Source organism: Paraburkholderia sp. BR13439 (assembly GCF_040948805.1).
In the GTDB taxonomy this organism is placed as follows: Bacteria; Pseudomonadota; Gammaproteobacteria; order Burkholderiales; family Burkholderiaceae; genus Paraburkholderia; species Paraburkholderia youngii.
Window position 1 is genome coordinate 187,315 of sequence record NZ_JBFPKN010000011.1, and the last position, 18,808, is coordinate 206,122.

Annotated in this window: 17 protein-coding genes; 15 read left to right on the top strand and 2 right to left on the bottom strand. The window is 62.6% G+C overall.

Annotation, left to right across the window (positions count from 1 at the left end):
- Nucleotides 1-28 precede the first annotated feature (28 nt).
- Nucleotides 29-1,192 (bottom strand): acyl-CoA dehydrogenase family protein, encoded by a 1,164-nt coding sequence (locus tag AB3X96_RS22460; protein ID WP_368591444.1) that lies wholly within the window; start codon nucleotides 1,190-1,192, stop codon nucleotides 29-31.
- A gap of 385 nt (nucleotides 1,193-1,577) precedes the next feature.
- On the opposite strand from AB3X96_RS22460, the gene AB3X96_RS22465 reads away from it, so the two are divergent.
- From AB3X96_RS22465 to AB3X96_RS22535, 15 genes are all read left to right on the top strand, one after another.
- A complete protein-coding gene (locus tag AB3X96_RS22465) occupies nucleotides 1,578-1,943 on the top strand; it encodes a Zn-ribbon domain-containing OB-fold protein (RefSeq protein WP_008917696.1) in 366 nt (121 codons plus the stop codon).
- Nucleotides 1,944-2,000: 57 nt separating this feature from the next.
- Nucleotides 2,001-3,152 (top strand): thiolase, encoded by a 1,152-nt coding sequence (locus AB3X96_RS22470; protein WP_368591445.1) that lies wholly within the window; start codon nucleotides 2,001-2,003, stop codon nucleotides 3,150-3,152.
- A 140-nt stretch (nucleotides 3,153-3,292) separates the two neighbouring features.
- Nucleotides 3,293-4,093, top strand: coding sequence for an enoyl-CoA hydratase/isomerase family protein (locus tag AB3X96_RS22475; protein WP_368591446.1), 801 nt, complete (start codon nucleotides 3,293-3,295; stop codon nucleotides 4,091-4,093).
- Between the two features lie 11 nt (nucleotides 4,094-4,104).
- Nucleotides 4,105-4,911 (top strand): enoyl-CoA hydratase/isomerase family protein, encoded by an 807-nt coding sequence (locus AB3X96_RS22480; RefSeq protein ID WP_368591447.1) that lies wholly within the window; start codon nucleotides 4,105-4,107, stop codon nucleotides 4,909-4,911.
- Between the two features lie 17 nt (nucleotides 4,912-4,928).
- Complete coding sequence (locus AB3X96_RS22485; RefSeq protein ID WP_368591448.1) at nucleotides 4,929-5,738, top strand: enoyl-CoA hydratase/isomerase family protein; 810 nt, start codon at nucleotides 4,929-4,931, stop codon at nucleotides 5,736-5,738.
- Between the two features lie 44 nt (nucleotides 5,739-5,782).
- Complete coding sequence (locus AB3X96_RS22490) at nucleotides 5,783-6,637, top strand: SDR family oxidoreductase (protein WP_176111376.1); 855 nt, start codon at nucleotides 5,783-5,785, stop codon at nucleotides 6,635-6,637.
- A 3-nt stretch (nucleotides 6,638-6,640) separates the two neighbouring features.
- Nucleotides 6,641-7,783, top strand: a complete 1,143-nt coding sequence (locus tag AB3X96_RS22495; protein ID WP_368591449.1) for a CaiB/BaiF CoA transferase family protein — start codon at nucleotides 6,641-6,643, stop codon at nucleotides 7,781-7,783.
- Nucleotides 7,784-7,825: 42 nt separating this feature from the next.
- Nucleotides 7,826-9,025 (top strand): acyl-CoA dehydrogenase family protein, encoded by a 1,200-nt coding sequence (locus tag AB3X96_RS22500; protein WP_368591450.1) that lies wholly within the window; start codon nucleotides 7,826-7,828, stop codon nucleotides 9,023-9,025.
- Between the two features lie 31 nt (nucleotides 9,026-9,056).
- Entirely contained in the window at nucleotides 9,057-10,211 is a 1,155-nt protein-coding gene (locus tag AB3X96_RS22505; RefSeq protein ID WP_368591451.1) for an acyl-CoA dehydrogenase family protein, read from the top strand.
- A 34-nt stretch (nucleotides 10,212-10,245) separates the two neighbouring features.
- Nucleotides 10,246-11,412, top strand: coding sequence for an acyl-CoA dehydrogenase family protein (locus AB3X96_RS22510; RefSeq protein ID WP_176122713.1), 1,167 nt, complete (start codon nucleotides 10,246-10,248; stop codon nucleotides 11,410-11,412).
- Nucleotides 11,413-11,428: 16 nt separating this feature from the next.
- A complete protein-coding gene (locus AB3X96_RS22515; RefSeq protein WP_176111371.1) occupies nucleotides 11,429-12,235 on the top strand; it encodes an enoyl-CoA hydratase in 807 nt (268 codons plus the stop codon).
- Nucleotides 12,236-12,257: 22 nt separating this feature from the next.
- The gene (locus AB3X96_RS22520; protein WP_368591452.1) at nucleotides 12,258-13,127 is read left to right on the top strand and encodes a MaoC/PaaZ C-terminal domain-containing protein; all 870 of its coding nucleotides are present in this window, start codon (nucleotides 12,258-12,260) and stop codon (nucleotides 13,125-13,127) included.
- Between the two features lie 138 nt (nucleotides 13,128-13,265).
- The gene (locus AB3X96_RS22525) at nucleotides 13,266-14,474 is read left to right on the top strand and encodes an acyl-CoA dehydrogenase family protein (RefSeq protein WP_368591453.1); all 1,209 of its coding nucleotides are present in this window, start codon (nucleotides 13,266-13,268) and stop codon (nucleotides 14,472-14,474) included.
- 9 nt (nucleotides 14,475-14,483) lie between these two features.
- Nucleotides 14,484-15,617 (top strand): acyl-CoA dehydrogenase family protein, encoded by a 1,134-nt coding sequence (locus AB3X96_RS22530; RefSeq protein ID WP_368591454.1) that lies wholly within the window; start codon nucleotides 14,484-14,486, stop codon nucleotides 15,615-15,617.
- Between the two features lie 71 nt (nucleotides 15,618-15,688).
- Nucleotides 15,689-16,918, top strand: a complete 1,230-nt coding sequence (locus AB3X96_RS22535) for a cytochrome P450 (RefSeq protein WP_176111367.1) — start codon at nucleotides 15,689-15,691, stop codon at nucleotides 16,916-16,918.
- Nucleotides 16,919-17,017: 99 nt separating this feature from the next.
- Here AB3X96_RS22535 and AB3X96_RS22540 read toward each other — a convergent pair whose 3' ends face one another.
- Complete coding sequence (locus AB3X96_RS22540; RefSeq protein WP_368591455.1) at nucleotides 17,018-17,677, bottom strand: TetR/AcrR family transcriptional regulator; 660 nt, start codon at nucleotides 17,675-17,677, stop codon at nucleotides 17,018-17,020.
- Between the last annotated feature and the right edge of the window lie 1,131 nt (nucleotides 17,678-18,808).

Genomic DNA, 18,808 nt, shown 5'->3' on the forward strand with positions numbered 1-18,808 from the left:
CGCTCGATTGTTAGATCAGCTGTCGTCGTCAGTTCTTCTTGATGCGGCCCAGCACGTTGTCCGCGACGATGTTGCGCTGAATCTGGTTGGTGCCCTCGATGATCTGCACCACCTTCGCGTCGCGGAAATATCGATTGATCGGGTACTCATTGGAGATGCCCGCGGCGCCGAAAAGCTGTACGGCGTCGGTCGCGACCTTCATCGCGACATCCGATGCGAACATCTTCGCCATCGCCGCCATGGGGGCGAGTTCACGGCCTCTGACGCCCGCGTCGACGAGCGACGCCGTGCGATAGACGAGCTGGCGCGCAGCCTCGGTCTGGGTGACCATGTCAGCGATCATCCAGCGCACGCCCTGAAAGTTGCTGATGCTCTGACCGAATGCAACGCGGTCCTGAATGAATTTGACGGTGTGATCGATCGCGCCCTGCGCGATGCCTACCGCGCGCGCGGCCACGATGGGGCGGCTGGTGTTGAGCGTCTCCATTGCCACTTTGAACCCCTGGCCGCCTTCGGGCCCGAGACGATCTTCCGTGCGGATGAAAGCGTCGTCGAAATAAAGAGGGCATGACGGGACGCCGCGCGCGCCCATCTTGTCTTCTTCGTTGCCGATCGTCAGACCCGGCGTGTTGCGATCGACGATAAATAGATTGATGCCGAGCGGCTGTCCTTCTTCATCGAGCGTCTTGGCGGCGACCAGAATGAAGTCGGCGATATGCGAATTGGTGCACCAGATCTTCGAGCCGTTGAGCACATATCCGCCGTTCTTGCGGCGTGCCGTGGTGCGAATGCCCGAGACGTCGGAGCCGCTTTGCGCTTCGGTAATCGACAGCGCACCGCGCAAGTCACCGGAGGCGAGTCCAGGCAGAAGGCGAGCCTTCTGCTCTTCGGTGCCGCCTTCAAGAATGGCTCCGAACGGGGTCCATTGCACGACCAGCAGATAACCCGTGTTGTAGCAAACCCGCCCGAATTCCTCGACGGCGACACAGGCCGACATCAAACTGCCGGCGCCGCCATACGCTTCGGGAAACGGCAGCGTGAAGAGGCCCAGTTCCTTGAGCAGAGCGTACATGTCGTGCGGATACTCGGCCGTACGGTCGATCTCGTCGGCGCGTGTCGCCAAGCGCTCCCTTGCGACGCGGCGGATGAGGTCGCGGATCTGAACCTGGTCGTCTGTTAGTTCGTATGTCACTTCGAGCTCTCTTGCTAGCGGTTTTTCTGGGGCGGCCCCGGATTCGTCACCGGACAGGAGACACGTCGCCCCCGCCGACCTCTTCCGAATCTCGCCCGGTCTCTTCACGTAATTGAACAATGTTCGATAAATTAAACGAATCGCTTGTAGGTCGTCAAGCGCTGAAACCTGCGGCCGCGGGTTTCTCCGAGGTGCGCCAGGAATTTGGTCGGGATGTAGTGGCAGCCTTGCGCGGCGGGGCGTGGCAGGGGTTTCCCGGCGTTGACAGCATCCTTCCAATGCGTTTAAGATTTGGAACAGTGTTCGGTTATGTGTTCCATTTTGACCCGACAGAGTGGCTCGATTCGGCGCGAGCCCGTGGCAAAACGATTTGGAGGAGCGGGGAATGGACTCTCTTTGTCCTGAAGTCGATTATCAGAAGTTTCTGGCCGAGGGCCGCTTGATGATCCAGCGTAGCCGCAGCAGCGGTCGCTATGTGTTCTACCCGCGCGTAGCTGAGCCGGTTACCGGGATGCGCGACCTCGAGTGGGTCGAAGCCTGCGGGAAGGGCACGGTTTATTCCACCACCGTGGTGCGCCAGAAATCGCCCACGCCAAGCTACAACGTCGCCGTGATCGATCTGGAAGAAGGTGTGCGCATGCTCAGCTGTGTAGAGGGCATCGAGCCAGAGGCCGTGCGCATTGGTATGCCCGTGCAGGCGAAGATCGTGTACCGGGGAGATGCGGCACTGCTTGTGTTCGAACCAGCCTGACGCCCGCTAACCGCAACCGGCCGTCAAGAGCCGGTCGCACCGATGAAAGGTAGATCGATGGAATTTAACTTGCGCGGGCGTACCGCACTGGTGGCAGGCGCCACCCATGGCATTGGGGAAGCACCTGGCTTGTCGTCGCTGGATCTTGCTGCGCGTGCCTCCGTTGACGCGCTGGCTCAGGTAGGGCTGACGCCTGGCGATGTCGACGGGCTTTTCGTGTGTACGCCGGACGACATGCTCTCGGGCCTCACGTTTGCCGAATACCTCGGTATTAACCCGAGGTTCACCGACAACAATCGGAGCGGCGGCTCGGCGTTCGAAATTTACGCGCACACCGCGGCCATGGCGTTGTGTACGGGACAGATCGACGTTGCGTTGATCGCATATGGAAGCAATCAGCGCAGCGCGGCGGGCAAGCTGGTGCAATCGTCGCGCCCCTCGCCGTGGGAGAGCCCGTACAAGCCGATGAATCCGGTTTCGTCGTATGCACTTGCGGCGGCGCGGCATATGCACCAGTACGGCACGAAGCGCGAGCATCTCGCCGAAGTGGCCGTAGCCGCGCGCAAGTGGGCCCAGCTCAATTCCGAAGCGTACATGCGTACGCCGTTGTCGATCGAAGATGTGATGGGCGCACGCCTCGTGTCCGACCCGCTTTCCGTGCGTGATTGCTGCCTCGTGACCGATGGCGCGGCGGCGGTCGTCATGGTGCGCGCCGATCGGGCGCGCGATCTGACGGACAAACCGGTGTATCTGCTCGGCGCGGCTTCGGCCACCTCGCACCGCGAAATCGCGAACATGCCGGACCTCACGGTGACCGCCGCAGCGGAATCAGGCCGGCGTGCGTATGAGATGGCGGGCGTGAAAGCAGGCGATATCGACGTCGCGATGCTCTACGACGCTTTCACGATCAACACCATTCTGTTTCTCGAAGACCTCGGCTTTTGCGCTAAAGGCGAAGGCGGCCACTTCGTCGCGGACGGCGGCATCGCGCCGGGCGGCCGGCTCGCGGTGAACACCAACGGCGGCGGTCTGTCCTGCGTTCACCCCGGCATGTATGGGCTCTTTCTGATGGAAGAATCGATGCGGCAATTGACGGGCCGTGCCGGCGAGCGCCAGATCCCCGGCGCGAAGCTGGCGATCGCGCACGGCAACGGCGGCGTGCTGTCGAGCCAGGCCACGGTGATTCTCGGAACACAGGAAACGCTGTAAGACACGCCACCCGCCAGGGTCGCTGTCAACAGCTTTGCATGGGATCAGAGTAAGTGCTTGCATGGGATCGGAGTAGGCGCTAAAGCGCCAACTCCGATCGACAGCTAAAGCGCCGACTCTGATCGACAGGAGACGGACAGATGAGCGAAGAGACCAGCAACGATGCAGCAGAGATCGTACAGGTCCGGCAAGACGGTGCGATCGCGATCGTCACATTGAACTATCCACAACGGCGCAACGCGTTTTCGCTGAAGATGCGTGAGACATTGTACGCACAGCTTTATCGCCTGATGCATCACGAGGAAACCTGCCGTGCGATCGTATTGACGGGCGCAGGCAATACGTTTTGCGCAGGCGGAGACATCTCGGAGATGCAGGCGCGCAAGGTACTCGAATACCGCCAGCGCAATGAACTGCCACTCGATATTTTCAGGCTGATGGTCGAAGGACCGAAAGCGGTTGTCGCCGCCGTCGAGGGGTTTGCGTTCGGCGCCGGCCTCTCGCTCGCCGCCGCTTGCGACTACGTCGTCACGTCCTCGGCCGCGCGATATGCGAGCGCGTTCGTCAAGGTGGGGCTGCTGCCCGATACGGGGCTCTATTGGTCGCTGTCGCAGCGCGTGGGCGGCGGTCTTGCACGCGAACTGATGCTGAGTGCGCGCGAGTTCAATGGCGTCGAAGCAGGCGAGAGCGGTTTTGCGAATCAGGTCGTAGAGCCCGGCGAGGCGCTGAACGCCGCATTGAAGGTGGCGCAACAGTACGCGGAACTGCCGTCGGTGGCCACCGCGCACCTGAAGGCCGCGCTCGCGACGGGCATCCGCACGCTCGACGATGCGATCGAAGCCGAAGTCAACCTGCAGCCCATCCTGCGCCGCAGCCGCGAACACCAGGAGGCGGTGAGCGCCTTCATGGAAAAGCGCAAGCCGGTATTCGTGGCCGACTGAGGGAAGGCGATATGAGCGAAAAACAAACGGCAGAAAACGAAGTGACGTCGCTGATCGAGGTGACCCGCGAGGGACCGGTCGCGATCGTGACGCTGAACAATCCCAGGCGCCGCAACGCGATGGGACGCCAGATGCGCCAGTTGCTGCGCGACACCATGCATCGGCTGATGGTCGACGATCCGGATTCGCACGCAATCGTCCTCACGGGCGCGGGCGAGCACTTTTGCGCGGGCGCGGACATCTCCGAGATGACGAAGCGCACGATCCTGCAAAGCCGCGAGATTCTGGCGGAGTCGTGCGTCGTGGTGCGGGAAATGCAGGCTGGACCGAAGCCGGTCGTGGCGGCGGTGGAAGGCGTGGCCTTCGGCGCCGGGCTGTCGCTCGCGGTGGCGACCGACCATGTCGTCGCGGCTTCGACTGCGCGGTTTTGTGCGGCGTTTCTGCGCGTAGGTCTGATTCCGGATACCGGCATTCTGTGGACTCTGCCGAAACGCATCGGCATGGCTCGCGCGCGCGAGATGCTCTCGCTCGCCACCGAGATCGACGGAGACAAGGCCGCAAAGATTCACCTTGCGAACGAAGTCGTCGAGCCGGGTACTGCGCGCGCGAAGGCAATCGAAGTGGCGCGCGGCCTCGCCGAGCTGCCGCCGCTCGGCGTGGCGCTGCTGAAGGACGCGCTGACCAACGCCGCGACGACCATGGAAGGCGCGCTGAGAGCCGAGATCGATTTTCAGCCCATCCTGCGTCAGTCGAAAGACCATCAGGCTGCCTGCAAGGCGTTTATGGAAAAGACCACACCGGTCTTCACGGGCGAGTGAGCGCGGGGAGCAATGCGATGACTATCGAGCAGAAAGAAAACGCTGCGGACGAGATCGTGCAGCTACGCTGTGAAGGCGACGTGACCATCGTCACGATGAACTATCCCGAGCGCCGCAACGCGTTCTCCATGAAGATGCGTCTCGCGCTGACCGAGGTGTTCCAGCGGCTGATGCACGACGACCCGGATACCCGCGCGATCGTGCTGACGGGCGCGGGCGGCCATTTTTGCGCGGGCGGCGACCTGTCCGAAATGCACGCGGCCACGCCACCGCTGCTGGCGCTTCGTGAGCGCATCGCAGTGGGCGTGCGTCTTTTCAAGCTGATCTATACGGGCACGAAACCCGTCGTTGCGGCGGTAGAGGGCACGTGCTACGGGGCGGGAGTGTCACTGGCTGCCGCATGCGATGTCGTCGTAAGCGCCGATACAGCGAAATATTCGTGTGCCTTTAGCAAGGTTGGACTGTTGCCCGATACCGGCATTCTGTGGACGCTGCCGCAAAAGATCGGCGGCGGCAAGGCGCGTGAGCTGATGCTCAGGGGCAATGTGATCGACGCCGCCGAGGCGCGCCGCCTCGGCCTCGTCAGCGAGGTGGCCGCAAGCGGCGGCGTGCTCGATGCGGCGATCGGGAGCGCGGCGCGCTTCGCGAGTTATCCGCCAGTGACGCTGGCGCTCCTGAAGGCGAGCCTCGTCAACGCAGGCAATTCGATCGAAGACGCATGCCGCCTCGAAACCGACCTCAATCCGCTGACCCGTCAAACGAGCGACCACACGGAGGCGGTAAAGGCCTTCATCGAAAAACGCAAGCCGGTTTTCACGGGCGCCTGACGCTGCCATTCTCCGTTGCTGTCTCTACTGGAAGTTCAACGCATATGTTTACGCCCGACCTGCTGAAGAACAAACGAATTCTCATCACCGGAGGCGGCACTGGCCTTGGCAAGAGTATCGGCCGACGCTACCTCGAATTGGGCGCCGAACTCGTCATCTGTGGTCGCCGCAAGGAAGTGCTGGACGCGACGGCCGACGAGTTTCGCGGCGTGGTGCCGGGCGCCCGTGTCACGACGGTGCAGGCGGACGTGCGCAGCGCGGAGTCCGTCGAGTCGATGATGGACACGATCTGGCGGGACGGTCCGCTCGACGTGTTGCTGAACAACGCGGCGGCCAACTTCATCGCGCGCACGGAAAGCCTGTCGGCGCGGGCAGTGGATGCGGTGCTCGACATCGTGCTGCACGGCAGCTTCTATTGCACGATCGCGGCGGGCAAGCGCTGGATCGACGCGGGTCACCCGGGCAACGTGATCAGCACGGTATCGACGCCCACGATGACGGGCTCGGCCTTTACCGTGCCGTCCGCCGCGGCGAAGGCGGGTGTTCTGGCGATGACCCGCAGCCTCGCGGTCGAGTGGGGCCCGAAGGGCATTCGCCTGAACGCGGTGGCGCCCGGACTCTTCCCGACACCGGGCGCATGGGAGCAGTTGTACCCGCCCGGCTCGCAGGTCGAGCCGCAGGAGCGCTCGGTGCCACTGCGGCGCTTCGGCGATCACACCGAACTTGCCGATCTCTACGCTTATCTGGCGTCGGATGGCTCCGGCTACATCACCGGCGACATGATCGTGATCGACGGCGGCCGCTGGATGCAGGGTGTGGGCGGTCCGACCTTCCGCGCCATGCAGGACTGGACCGACGAGCAATGGGACGCGATGCGCGCCCACGCTCGCAAGGGGTGAACGATGGGGCCGCTTGCAGGAGTTCGAATCGTCGAGCTGGCGGGCATCGGGCCGGGGCCCATGGCGGCGATGCTGCTCGCCGATCTCGGCGCGACGGTGTTGCGCATCGAGCGTCGCCAGCCGGTCAAGCTCGGTATCGAGCGTCCGCTGCGCTACAACCTGTTGCTGCGCAACCGAAAGACAATTGCGCTAGACCTGAAGGACCCGCAGGCCGTCGAGCTCGTGCTCGGTCTGGTGGAGCGCGCCGACGCACTGATAGAAGGTTTCCGGCCGGGCGTGACCGAACGACTCGGGCTGGGCCCGCAGGTCTGCCTCGAACGTAATCCGAAGCTCGCTTACGGACGCATCACCGGGTGGGGCCAGGAAGGTCCGCTCGCGCGGTACGCCGGGCACGACCTGAACTACATCGCGATCACCGGCGTACTCAACGCAATTGGCCGCTGCGACCAGCCACCGTCGATACCGCTGAATCTGATTGGCGACTATGCGGGCGGGTCGCTGTACCTGGCAATGGGACTGCTCTCGGCGATTCTGCATGCGCGCAACGGCGGCGCCGGGCAGGTCGTGGATGCCGCAATCGTCGATGGCACCGCCAATCTCGCCACCACGTTCTTCGGCATGCAGGCCGCCGGCATCTGGCGTGACGGCCGCGGGACGAATGTCACCGACTCGGGATCGCACTTCTACGACGTGTATGAATGCGCGGATGGTAAGTGGATCACGGTCGGCCCTATCGAGGACAAGTTCTATGCCGAACTGCTTCGCCTGCTCGACATCGATCCGCAAACGCTGGGAACGCAGCTCGACGCGAGCAACTGGCCCGCGGCACGCGCGCTGTTCGCGCTCAAGTTCAAGAGCCGCACGCGCGAGCAGTGGTCGACTCTGCTCGAGCATACGGACGCGTGCTTTGCTCCCGTGCTGTCGTGGACCGAGGCACCCGAGCACGCGCATCTGAAGGCGCGCGGCACGTTCATCGAAGTCGACGGCATCGTGCAGCCCGCGCCGGCGCCACGCTTTTCCACCACCGTGCCCGCGAAGCCGACGCCGCCCGAGGCCCCCGACGCGTCCACGGTCGAGGCCGCGCTGGCCGCATGGCTCGATCCGGGCCGCATCGGCGAGCTGAAAGAAGCGGGAACGCTGGCCTGATCCGCACCGTCAGGCGACCCATCAAGACGAAACGAGACACTCATGGATCTGCGATATACCGACAAAGAGCTGGCGTTCCGCAATGAGGTGAGAGCCTTCTTCAAGGAGGCGCTGCCCGCCGACATTCGACGCAAGGCGACCTTGGGGCAGCGTTATTCGGCGGCCGACCTGCGCCGCTGGCAGCGCATTCTGTACGAGCGCGGCTGGGCGACTCCCGCGTGGGACAAGGCGTGGGGCGGGACGGGCTGGAGCGCGGTGCAGCAGTACATCTTCAAGGAAGAGCTGCACATGGCGCCGGCGCCCGAGACGCTGTCGTTCAACGTGAACATGATCGGTCCGGTTTTGATCGCGTTCGGCAGCGAAGAGCAGAAGCGCCATTTCCTTCCTCGCATCGCGAGCCTCGAATACTGGTTCTGCCAGGGGTTTTCCGAGCCCGGCGCCGGTTCGGACCTGGCCGCGCTGCGAACCCAGGCGGTCCGCGACGGCGACCACTACATGATCAACGGGCAGAAGCTGTGGACTTCGACCGCGCATCACGCCGACTGGATGTTCTGTCTCGTGCGCACGGATTCGAGCGGCAAGAAGCAGCAGGGCATCACGTACCTGCTGATCGACATGAAGACACCGGGCCTGACCGTGCGTCCGATCATCACGATCGACGGCCACCATGAAACCAACGAGGTGTTCTTCGACAACGTGCGCGTGCCGGTTGCGAACCGGATCGGCGAGGAAAACAAGGGCTGGGATTACGCGAAATATCTGCTTGGCAACGAGCGCAGCGGCATCGCGCGCGTGGGCGTTTCGAAGATGCGCGTGCGTCATGCGAAGGAGCTAGCGAAGCGCGTGCCCTGCGGCGACGGCGTGCTGTGGGACGACCCGCGTTTTCGCGAACGTGTCGCGGCCGTCGAGGTGGAGCTGAAGGCCCTGGAAATGACGCAGATGCGCGTGATCGCCGAAAGCAGCGCGCAGGACAGCCACGTGCCCGACCCAAAGACTTCGATCCTGAAGATCAAGGGTTCGGAACTGCAGCAACTCGCGGCTGAATTGCTCCTCGAGGTCGCAGGGCCGGACGCCTTGCCGCTCGATCTCGACTTCCTGCGCGGGCTTGGCGATCCGGTTCGTGAACCCGAATGGGGGCTCACGATCGCGCCGAATCACTACTTCGCGCGCCACGTCTCGATCGTGGGCGGCTCCAACGAGATTCAGAAGAACATTCTCGCCAAGTCCGTACTCGGACTTTGAGCGACCGGCGAACTGCGGAGAAGCATCAGATATGGACTTTGATTTCACCGATGAGCAACGCATGCTCAAGGACAGCGTCGAGCGGCTCCTCAAGGACGAATACGGCTTCGAGCAGCGCGCGAAGTATCTCGCTGAGCCTGACGGTTTCAGCCGGGAGCTCTGGGCGCGTTACGCCGACATGGGTCTGCTGGGCCTTTCGTTCGACGAGGAATACGGCGGCAGTAACTGCGGCCCGGTCGAAACGATGATCGTGATGGAGGCGTTGGGCCGTGGGCTCGCAGTCGAACCGTATCTTGCGACGGTCGTGCTGGGCGGCGGCTTCGTGCGCCTCGGCGGCAACGCGGCGCAACGTGCGGCGATTCTGCCGCAGATTGCGCAGGGTGAGCTGCAGATGGCGTTCGCCCACAGCGAGGCGCAGTCGCGCTACGACCTTGCGGACGTTGCGACCACCGCACGGCGCGACGCCGACGGCTGGGTGCTCGACGGCGCCAAGCGCGTGGTGCTGCACGGCGGCAGCGCCGATCTTCTGGTGGTGTCGGCGCGCGTGTCGGGCGGCAGACGCGAGCGCGACGGCATCGGTCTGTTCGTGGTCAGGGGCGACGCGGCGGGCGTGACGCGCCACTCGTATCCGACGCAAGACCGGTTGCGTGCGGCAGATATCGAATTGTTAGGCGTGCGCATTGCGGATAGCGACGTGCTGGGCGTGGCGGGCGCCGCGTTGCCGCTGATCGAAGCGGTCGTTGCGCACGCCATCGCGGCGGTGAGCGCGGAAGCCGTGGGCGCAATGGCCGCCGCGCACGAAGAAACGGTCGAGTATCTGAAGGTCCGCAAGCAGTTTGGCGTGCCTATCGGATCGTTTCAGGCGCTCCAGCATCGCGCGGTCGACATGCTCGTCATGGTGGAGCAGGCGCGCAGCATGGCGCTGTTCGCGACCATGATGAGCGAGGAGCCGGATGCGGCCGAACGCGATCGCAGTATGTCCGCGGCGAAAGTGCAGATCGGACGCTCGGGCCGTTTCGTCGGTCAGCAAGGCGTGCAACTTCACGGCGGCATCGGGATGACCGAGGAGTGCAAGATCGGCCACTACCTGAGACGCCTGAGCGTGATCGATATCCAGTTCGGATCGACCGAACATCATCTGACCCAGCTCGCCAATGCCGGCGGGCTGATCGATGCGGCAGCGTGAGCCGCGCGTCCAGCCAAGCAAACGGAATCCATTCATGAGCCGAATTTCCAAACCCGATCAATATCAGGAACTGCGCGACGCGTTGCGCGACCTCTCGAAGGAGTACCCGGACGAGTACTGGCGCCGTATCGATCATGAGCGCGTCTATCCGGAGGCCTTCGTCGACGCACTGACGAAGGCCGGCTGGATGGCTGCGCTGATTCCCCAGGAGTATGGCGGTTCCGGCCTCGGGTTGACCGAGGCGTCCGTGATCATGGAGGAGATCAACCGCAACGGCGGCAACTCCGGGTTCTGCCACGGCCAGATGTACAACATGAATACGCTGCTGCGTAATGGCTCGGAAGCGCAAAAGCGCAAATACCTGCCGAAGATCGCGAGCGGAGAGTTGCGTCTGCAATCGATGGCCGTGACCGAGCCGACCACCGGAACGGACACGACAAAGCTGAAGACCAACGCTGTAAAAAAAGATGGCCGTTACGTGGTCAACGGCCAGAAGGTGTGGATATCACGCGTGCAGCACTCGGACATGATGATCCTGCTCGCGCGCACCACGCCGCTGTCGGACGTGAAGAAGAAGTCGGATGGGCTGTCGTGCTTCCTCGTGGACCTGCATCAGGCGATCGGCAATGGCCTGACCGTGCGACCGATTCCGAACATGGTCAACCACGAGACGAACGAACTGTTCTTCGATAATCTGGAAATCCCTGAAGAGAACCTGATCGGCGAGGAAGGCAAAGGTTTCAAGTACATCCTCGACGGACTCAATGCCGAGCGCGCACTGATCGCCGCCGAGTGTATCGGCGACGGCTACTGGTTCGTCGATCGCGCATCGAAGTACGCGAGCGAGCGCATCGTGTTCGACCGGCCGATCGGCATGAATCAGGGTATTCAGTTTCCGATTGCCGAGTCATACATCGACGTGCGCGCGGCCGACCTCATGCGCTACAAGGCCTGCGAGCTGTTCGACAATCATCAGCCGTGCGGCGCGGAAGCGAACATGGCGAAGCATCTCGCGGCCACGGCTTCGTGGAAGGCCGCCAATGCCTGTCTGCAGACACATGGCGGTTTCGGGTTCGCCTGCGAATACGACGTCGAACGCAAGTTCCGCGAAACGCGCCTCTATCAGGTGGCGCCGATATCGACGAACCTGATTCTGTCCTACGTCGCCGAGCACGTGCTCGACCTGCCGCGTTCATTCTGAGCTTTGGAGGGATCTCATGCGCTTCGAGACCATTTTGTACGACGTCAAGGACCGTATTGCAACGATTACGCTGAACCGTCCTGAACACATGAACACCTGGAACGACCAGGTGGCGACCGAGGTGTACGAGGCGATGCAGGCGGCGGGCGCGGATCATGGCGTGCGCGTCATCGTTTTCACCGGTGCTGGCAAGGCGTTCTGCGCGGGCGGTGATATTCACAGCTTTGGCGGCGACCCGGCCGCGCTGATGACGAAGCTGCCGCGCCCGTTCGACATGCGCAAGCGCGCCGACTGGCAGACGCGCTGCTCGTACTATCCGGCCATCCCGAAACCGGTGATCGCGATGCTCAACGGTGCGACGGTCGGCATTGGCCTGATCCACGCGCTCTTTTGCGACATCCGCTTTGCGTCGGAAGACGCCACCATCACGACGGCGTTCGCGCGCCGGGGCCTGACCGCGGAATACGGCATGGCCTGGATACTCGCGCGCCACGTCGGCCAGGCGCACGCGCTCGACCTGCTGATGTCGGGACGCAAGATCAAGGGACGTGAAGCCGAACGGATGGGACTCGTGAATCGGGCAATCCCGGCCGACAAGCTCGTCGAGGAGACCTATGCCTACGCGCGCGAAATGGCCGAGTACTGCTCGCCGCGCTCGATGCGCATCATGAAGGAGCAGGTCTGGGAGGTGCCATTCCAGACGCCCCACGAGGCGGTGATGTACGCCGGACTGGACATGCCGATCGCCAACCAGTGCGATGACTACAAGGAAGGCATGGCCAGCTTCCTCGAAAAGCGCAAGCCCAACTTCACGGACCACTGAGCACACATAGGACTATCACCTCATGCTGAACTACGAAGTCGTCAAGAACTGGCCGATCGAGGATGTTACGCAGACGTACAGCGAGCGCGACGTGATGCTGTATTCGCTGGGTCTCGGGCTGGGCGGAGACCCGCTCGACACCGAACAGCTGCGCTACGTGTACGAAAAGGACCTGCAAGCGATGCCGACCTGCGCGGCCGCGTTCGCGTGGCCGAAATCGTGGATGCGCGACCCGCGCACCGGCATCGACTACCTGAAGCTCGTGCATGGTGAGCAGGACGTGCGTTTCATGCGCCCGATGCCGGTGGCCGCGACCATCGTCAGCAAGACGCGGGTGAGCCGCATCTCGGACAAGGGCGCGGGCAAAGGCGCGATCGTCGAACTCAAGCGCGACATCATCGACGCCTCGACGGGCGAACAGCTTGCCGAAGTCCGGCAGGTGTCCTTTCTGCGTGGCGACGGCGGGTTCAGCGCCGAGTCGGGCGCGAGCGACGCGCCGCCCGAAGCGCTTCCGGCGGTGCCGGAGCGTGCACCCGATGCGGAATATGTGTTCCCGACCGGTGCCCATGCTGCGTTGATCTACCGCCTTTCGGGCGATGCGAACCCGCTGCACGCGGACCCGGAGGTTGCGTCAAAGGCCGGCTTCAGCCGTCCCATTCTTCACGGCCTCGCGACCTACGGTATGGCGGGTTACGCGGCGATTCGCAGGTTCGCGGGCAACGACGCATCGCGCTTGAAGCGACTGGCGTTGCGCCTGACTTCGCCGGTGTACCCCGGCGAAGAAGTGCGCTTCCAGTTCTGGCGGGACAATGACACGCGCCTGCATTTGCGCGCGCGCGTCGACGCGCGCGACGCGGTGGTGCTGAACAACGGCATCGTGGAAATTGCCTGAAACCGCGCCCGGCAACGCCAACGTGCTTTGCCGGGCAGCGACTGGAGCCTGAAATGAAACGACCCCCATGCTCACTGTTGTTCGCGGCCCCCCGGGAGGGCTTCAGCCTCCCTTGGGGCGGCTCGGCGGGAGGCTGAAATGGATCTGAAAGAGAGTTCCGCCGACAAGGAATTTCGCGCCACGGTGCGCGAATTCGTAGCGACGCATTTGCCCGACGACATTCGTGGACGGGTGCTGAACTTCCGCCATGTGCCGCGCGAAGACTATGTGCGCTGGCAACGCATTCTGGCCGGGAACGGATGGGGCGCACCTGCATGGCCCGTCCAATTTGGCGGCGCCGCCTGGAATGCCACGCAGCGCAACATTTTCGACGAGGAATGCTTTACCGCCGGCGCGCCGCGCCAGATGCCGTTTGGCCTTTCGATGGTCGGACCTGTGATCCAGAAGTTCGGCACCGACGCGCAGCGCGAACGGTTTCTGCCGCGCATCGTCTCGATGGAGGACTGGTGGTGTCAGGGTTACTCCGAGCCGGGGGCGGGTTCCGATCTGGCGTCGCTCAAGACGCGTGCGGACCGCGTCCAGCGCGACGGTCAGTCGTTCTACGTGGTCAACGGCCAAAAGATCTGGACTTCGTTTGCCCAGTGGGCGAACTGGATTTTCTGCCTGGTTCGCACGGATGGGAGCGGCCGTCCGCAGGAAGGCATCTCGTTCCTGCTGATCGATATGTCGACGCCCGGCATCACGGTCAGACCGATCCGCACGCTCGACGGCGGCCACGACGTCAACGAAGTGTTTTTCGATAACGTGGAAGTGCCGGTGAGCAATCTCGTCGGTGAAGAGCATCGCGGCTGGTCGATCGCAAAGTATCTGCTCGGCCATGAGCGGACCAACATCGCGGGGCTTGGCAACTGCAAGCGTTTCATGCGACGTCTGAAGGAGATCGCCAGCGCCGAGCGTAAGCACGGCAAGCCGCTCATCGAGGACGTCCGCTTTCGCGATCGCATCGCCAGGGTGGAAATCGATGTGATCGCGCACGAATGGTCGCTGCTGCGCGTCGTCTCGGCCGAAACCGCCGGACGTCCGATCGGACCGGAGGCTTCGGTGCTGAAAATCCGCGGTTCGGAGATTCAGCAGGAGCTTACGGAGCTGATCATGGAGTGCGCAGGTCCCTATGCGGTGCCTTTTGTAAGCGAGGCGCTGGAGGCGGACTGGCAGGGCGAAACCCCGAATGGCGAGTTGCTCAACGCGCTGGCCGCGCACTACCTGGACTGGCGCAAGATTTCGATCTACGGCGGCTCGACTGAAGTGCAGAAAAACATCATCGCCAAGCAGGCGCTCGGCATCTGAGGACACGCCATGGACTTCACGCTGGTTGAAGAGGAACAGATGCTGGCCGACGTGGTCGGCCGTTTCGTCGAAAAGGAATACGACTTCGAGGCGCGACGCCGTCTCGCCGCTACGCCCGAGGGCTGGTCGGCTGCGCACTGGACTACGCTGGCCGAAATGGGCGTGCTGGCACTGAACGTGCCGCAGGATCATGGCGGCCTTGGCACGGGGCCGATCGAGACCATGCTCGTGATGGAAGCCTTCGGCCGTGGACTCGTATTGGAGCCGTTTGTTTCGACCGCGGTGCTCGGCGCGAAGCTGATCGGGCGCGCAGGACACGAGGCGCGCAAGGCCGAGTTGCTGACCGGCATCGCCGACGGCAGCCTGAAGACCGCGGTGGCGACGCTTGAACCCGGTGCGCGTTTCGATTTGTGGAATGTTGCGACGAGGGCCGAGACCGCGCGTGACGGGTTCGTCCTGAACGGACGAAAGGGCGTCGTATTGCACGGCGACAGTGCGGACATTCTGCTGGTTTCGGCGCGTACCGCGGGCGAGCAGACCGATCAGCACGGCATCACACTCTTCGCCGTCGATGCGCGAACCCAAGGCGTCCGCGTCAGAGGATTTCCCGCACTCGATGGCCAGCGAGTCGCCGAGGTGGTGCTGGAGGACGTGCGCGTCGATGCAAAGGCTGTCATCGGCGCGGTCGATCAGGGCTACCCACTGCTCGAGTGGGCGGTCGATCAAGGCATTTTTGCGCTGTGCGCGGAAGCGGTCGGCGCGATGTCGCGGTTGAGCGAACTGACCTTTGAATACCTGCGCACGCGAAAGCAGTTCGGTTCGCCGATCGGTAAGTTCCAGGCGCTGCAGCATCGCGCCGCCGATATTTTGACCGCGGTAGAGCAGGCGAAATCGATCGTCTACTTTGCCGCCGCCAAGCTCGGCGAGGACGACGACCGCGAAGCCCATCGTGCCGTTACAGCCGCCAAGGCGCTGATCGGCCGTAGTGCGCGCTTCGTGGCACAGCAAGCGGTGCAACTGCACGGCGGGATGGGCATGACCGACGAACTGGCGGTGGGGTGGTACGTGAAGCGGCTCACCTGCATCGATATGACCTGGGGAAACACCGAACACCATCTCGAACTGTACGGCGCGTTCCTGTAATCGCAGTTTGCCCGACGACCCAGAATGGTCCCGACCGCCGATACCGGTCGATTCGAAAAAGGAGACAACAGATGTCAGTAGCTGCTCATGGCGCGGCTCCGGAGCTCGCGCCGATTCCCGCGCACGTATTGCCCGAACGTGTGTTCGACATCGATATCTACAATCCGCCGGGTGCCGAAGACGACTATCATCTGTCGCTCAAGCAGTTGCACGCCGAAGGCATTCCCGACATTCTGTGGACACCGCGAAACGGCGGACACTGGATCGCGACGCGCGGCGATGACATCTATCACATCCTCAAGGACTACGAGAATTTCTCGTCGAAGCAGCTGACGGTGCCGCTGGTCGAGCATCAACCGTTGCCGCCGATCTTCTTCGATCCTCCGCAGCACACCGCCTATCGCGCGCTGATCGCGCCTGCGTTCATGCCGCAGGCAATCGGCAAGCTCGAGGAGAAGGCGCGCGAAATGGCGATCGAACTGATCGAGGGTTTTTATCCCAAGGGCGAAGTGGAATTCGTATCGGGGTTTGCGCAGCATCTGCCAATCGGCATCTTCATGAACATGGTGGCGCTGCCCGCCGAAGATCGCGAGTACTTGCTCGGCCTCGCCGACAAGATGGTCCGCCCCGTCGATGCCAACGAGAAGCTCAAGGCGCTCGGTGCGATTTTCCAGTACCTGGGGGTGAAGATCGCGGAGCGCCGCGCGAATCCGGGTGACGACCTCATCAGCAAGATCGTCCATTCGAAGATCGACGGGCGTGCGCTCACCGACGATGAAGTGCGCGGGCTTTGCGGTCTCGTGCTGATTGGCGGCCTCGACACGGTTGCCTCGGCAATGGGTTTTATCGCGCGATTCCTCGCCGGCAGCCCGGCCCACCGCAAGCAGCTGATCGACAACCCCGAACTGACGCAGAAGGCCGTGGACGAGCTTCTGCGGCGCTTCCCGGTGGTCAATCAGGGGCGGCGGATCACACACGACTTCGAATACAAGGGCGTGCAGATGAAGGCGGGCGACATGATCGTCATGCCGACCACGCTGCACGGTCTGGACGAGCGAAAGTTCGACGATCCGCTGACGGTGGATTTCACTCGGCCCACGCCGATTCATTCGACGTTCGGCAATGGCGCGCATCGTTGTCCCGGCTCGTTCCTGGCGCGCGTGGAGTTGAAAGTTTTCCTTCAGGAGTGGCTGAAGCGGATTCCCGATTTCCAGATCAAGCCTGGCGAGAAGGCGGGTGTCCACGGAGGTGTGAACGGCACGCTGTACCACTTGCCTCTTGTCTGGGACGTGGCCCGTTGAAGGTCGGTCGCGATGGCCTGAGCAGGCCATGGTGACCATGTGGGTCTGTAGAAGACTATCTACGGCTCGGTACGCCCGTCATATGGCGCGCCCCTCGTTCTATGGAGATGCCTTGCTCAACGCGCGCCAGACAACCTTCATGGCGTGACGGAACGAGTCGACATCGAGTGTGTTCGTGTCGGCCCGGCGAAGATAGACGACGAGGCCCTGTAGATGTGAAAGGAGCAGGGCACCGCGCAGCGTACATTCTCCCGCCGCCACGGCGGGGTTTACCTGTGCGATCAGTTCCGCCAGCAGAGCCTGGAAATCCGCAGTGGTTTTCGCCATCAAGGCATGCAAGGCGGGCTCGTGCTCCGCCAGACTCCAGGACTCCAGAACAAAGGCGCTAACGCGCTTGCCGCCGGGGGCCGTCAGTACGGAGAACGCCTCGTCGACGATGACTTCCAGCCGGGCCTCCGGTGGCCGCCGTTTGTCTTCTGCGATCGTCCGATAGTGCTCGAAATAGCGACTTGTAAAAGCCTCGATCGTGGCCCGCAGTAGTTCTTCTCGAGTGCTGAAATAGTGCTGCAAGGTTCTCAGTCGGATTCCCGCGTCGCTGGCAATGCGGCGTTGAGTGAACCCAGCGTTACCTTCCGATGCAAAGACCTCGATCGCCGCTTCGATGATGGCGGGCACACGGGTGGTTCTATTTCCTCGCCGTTTGGGTCCGTCTTCCGCCGTGTTGTCGAGGTCTGCCGATGAGATGGTCAGGTCTTTCATCTGTTGTGCTCTCCTTGGCGTCTGCTGCCTGTCGCGCGCGCGTTGTGAGTCCCGGATGCGCAAATCTGCAGACCATTCCCCACCCTGATGCGTGCATCGTTCGATCCTGATCGGCCAGGCGCGACTCTTTGATCTGATGATAGTCAGCTGACGAATAAATATTCGTCCATCGACTAATTACTTTCAGATAGCGTCTCATCCATTTAATTGCTACGTCACATATCGTACTCCACTGAAGCGTGGTTTTGTCCATACCAGCATTTCCCCTGGTGCCATCTGGGCTTGATAATGGGTCGGCTGACTACTAGTATTTAGTCAAACGACACATTACGGTAGAACCAGATTTTTCTCGCAGTGCCGGGAGCCGGAGCGGTGATGCGCAGGTGTCGGGCCGAGCCGGTGAAGGTCGCCAATCTTTGCGTTCGTGGCAGTGATTGCCAGCGGCGCACACGGGGCGGTTGAAGGAGCAGGACATGAAGCTTGGAGAAAGTTCTTTGCGTTCGCTCATCGAAAAGTGGCTCGCGCCAACTGCGACCACACCGGTGCATGTAACCCGATGTACTTTCGCAAATTCGAGTCAGACGAGGTGTGTGCTCGCGCGGTCGTCTGCCTCGGAGAGGTCCCTCGCGATATTCTTCTTTCGGCACGACGACGGAGCTTGGCGAGTGTTCCCACCGCCTCCCCGAAAACCAGAAATGCACTCCTGCCCGGGAGCGGGATAAGGGATTTGTCTTGTCGATTCATGGTCAGGATAAATACATGCACTGCCAAGGAAACTGACCCAATCGCACAAGCGTTTTCGGCTGCTTCCGCGATTCGTCCTCCTTTCGCGTTCGAAGTGAGAGACGAAAGACTACCTCGTCCCTGATCTGTACCGCGTACGGCCTGCAGATCGATTCATGATCCGCTCTCGCGGATTGCCAGGAAGCCACCCATGGTTTGCATCGCCATTCCTCGCAGGCGAGGCGGATGCCTTGTCAATGCAAGCGTCGCCGGCATCTCGATTGCGCGACGCGCTCGGCCACGCATCTGGCACCGATGCGTGCTCCGGTCATGCGCGCATCGCTTCGAATTCGTCACCAATCGCAAACCCACGTTTACCCCGAATTTCGAACGGCGTTCGAAAAAATG

Bases quoted from the DNA above. Each gene is read 5' to 3' on its own strand.
- AB3X96_RS22465 (WP_008917696.1), top strand. From the start codon at position 1,578: ATGGACTCTCTTTGTCCTGAAGTCGATTATCAGAAGTTTCTGGCCGAG.
- AB3X96_RS22470 (WP_368591445.1), top strand. From the start codon at position 2,001: ATGGAATTTAACTTGCGCGGGCGTACCGCACTGGTGGCAGGCGCCACC.
- AB3X96_RS22475 (WP_368591446.1), top strand. From the start codon at position 3,293: ATGAGCGAAGAGACCAGCAACGATGCAGCAGAGATCGTACAGGTCCGG.
- AB3X96_RS22480 (WP_368591447.1), top strand. From the start codon at position 4,105: ATGAGCGAAAAACAAACGGCAGAAAACGAAGTGACGTCGCTGATCGAG.
- AB3X96_RS22485 (WP_368591448.1), top strand. From the start codon at position 4,929: ATGACTATCGAGCAGAAAGAAAACGCTGCGGACGAGATCGTGCAGCTA.
- AB3X96_RS22490 (WP_176111376.1), top strand. From the start codon at position 5,783: ATGTTTACGCCCGACCTGCTGAAGAACAAACGAATTCTCATCACCGGA.
- AB3X96_RS22495 (WP_368591449.1), top strand. From the start codon at position 6,641: ATGGGGCCGCTTGCAGGAGTTCGAATCGTCGAGCTGGCGGGCATCGGG.
- AB3X96_RS22500 (WP_368591450.1), top strand. From the start codon at position 7,826: ATGGATCTGCGATATACCGACAAAGAGCTGGCGTTCCGCAATGAGGTG.
- AB3X96_RS22505 (WP_368591451.1), top strand. From the start codon at position 9,057: ATGGACTTTGATTTCACCGATGAGCAACGCATGCTCAAGGACAGCGTC.
- AB3X96_RS22510 (WP_176122713.1), top strand. From the start codon at position 10,246: ATGAGCCGAATTTCCAAACCCGATCAATATCAGGAACTGCGCGACGCG.
- AB3X96_RS22515 (WP_176111371.1), top strand. From the start codon at position 11,429: ATGCGCTTCGAGACCATTTTGTACGACGTCAAGGACCGTATTGCAACG.
- AB3X96_RS22520 (WP_368591452.1), top strand. From the start codon at position 12,258: ATGCTGAACTACGAAGTCGTCAAGAACTGGCCGATCGAGGATGTTACG.
- AB3X96_RS22525 (WP_368591453.1), top strand. From the start codon at position 13,266: ATGGATCTGAAAGAGAGTTCCGCCGACAAGGAATTTCGCGCCACGGTG.
- AB3X96_RS22530 (WP_368591454.1), top strand. From the start codon at position 14,484: ATGGACTTCACGCTGGTTGAAGAGGAACAGATGCTGGCCGACGTGGTC.
- AB3X96_RS22535 (WP_176111367.1), top strand. From the start codon at position 15,689: ATGTCAGTAGCTGCTCATGGCGCGGCTCCGGAGCTCGCGCCGATTCCC.
- AB3X96_RS22540 (WP_368591455.1), bottom strand. From the start codon at position 17,677: ATGAAAGACCTGACCATCTCATCGGCAGACCTCGACAACACGGCGGAA.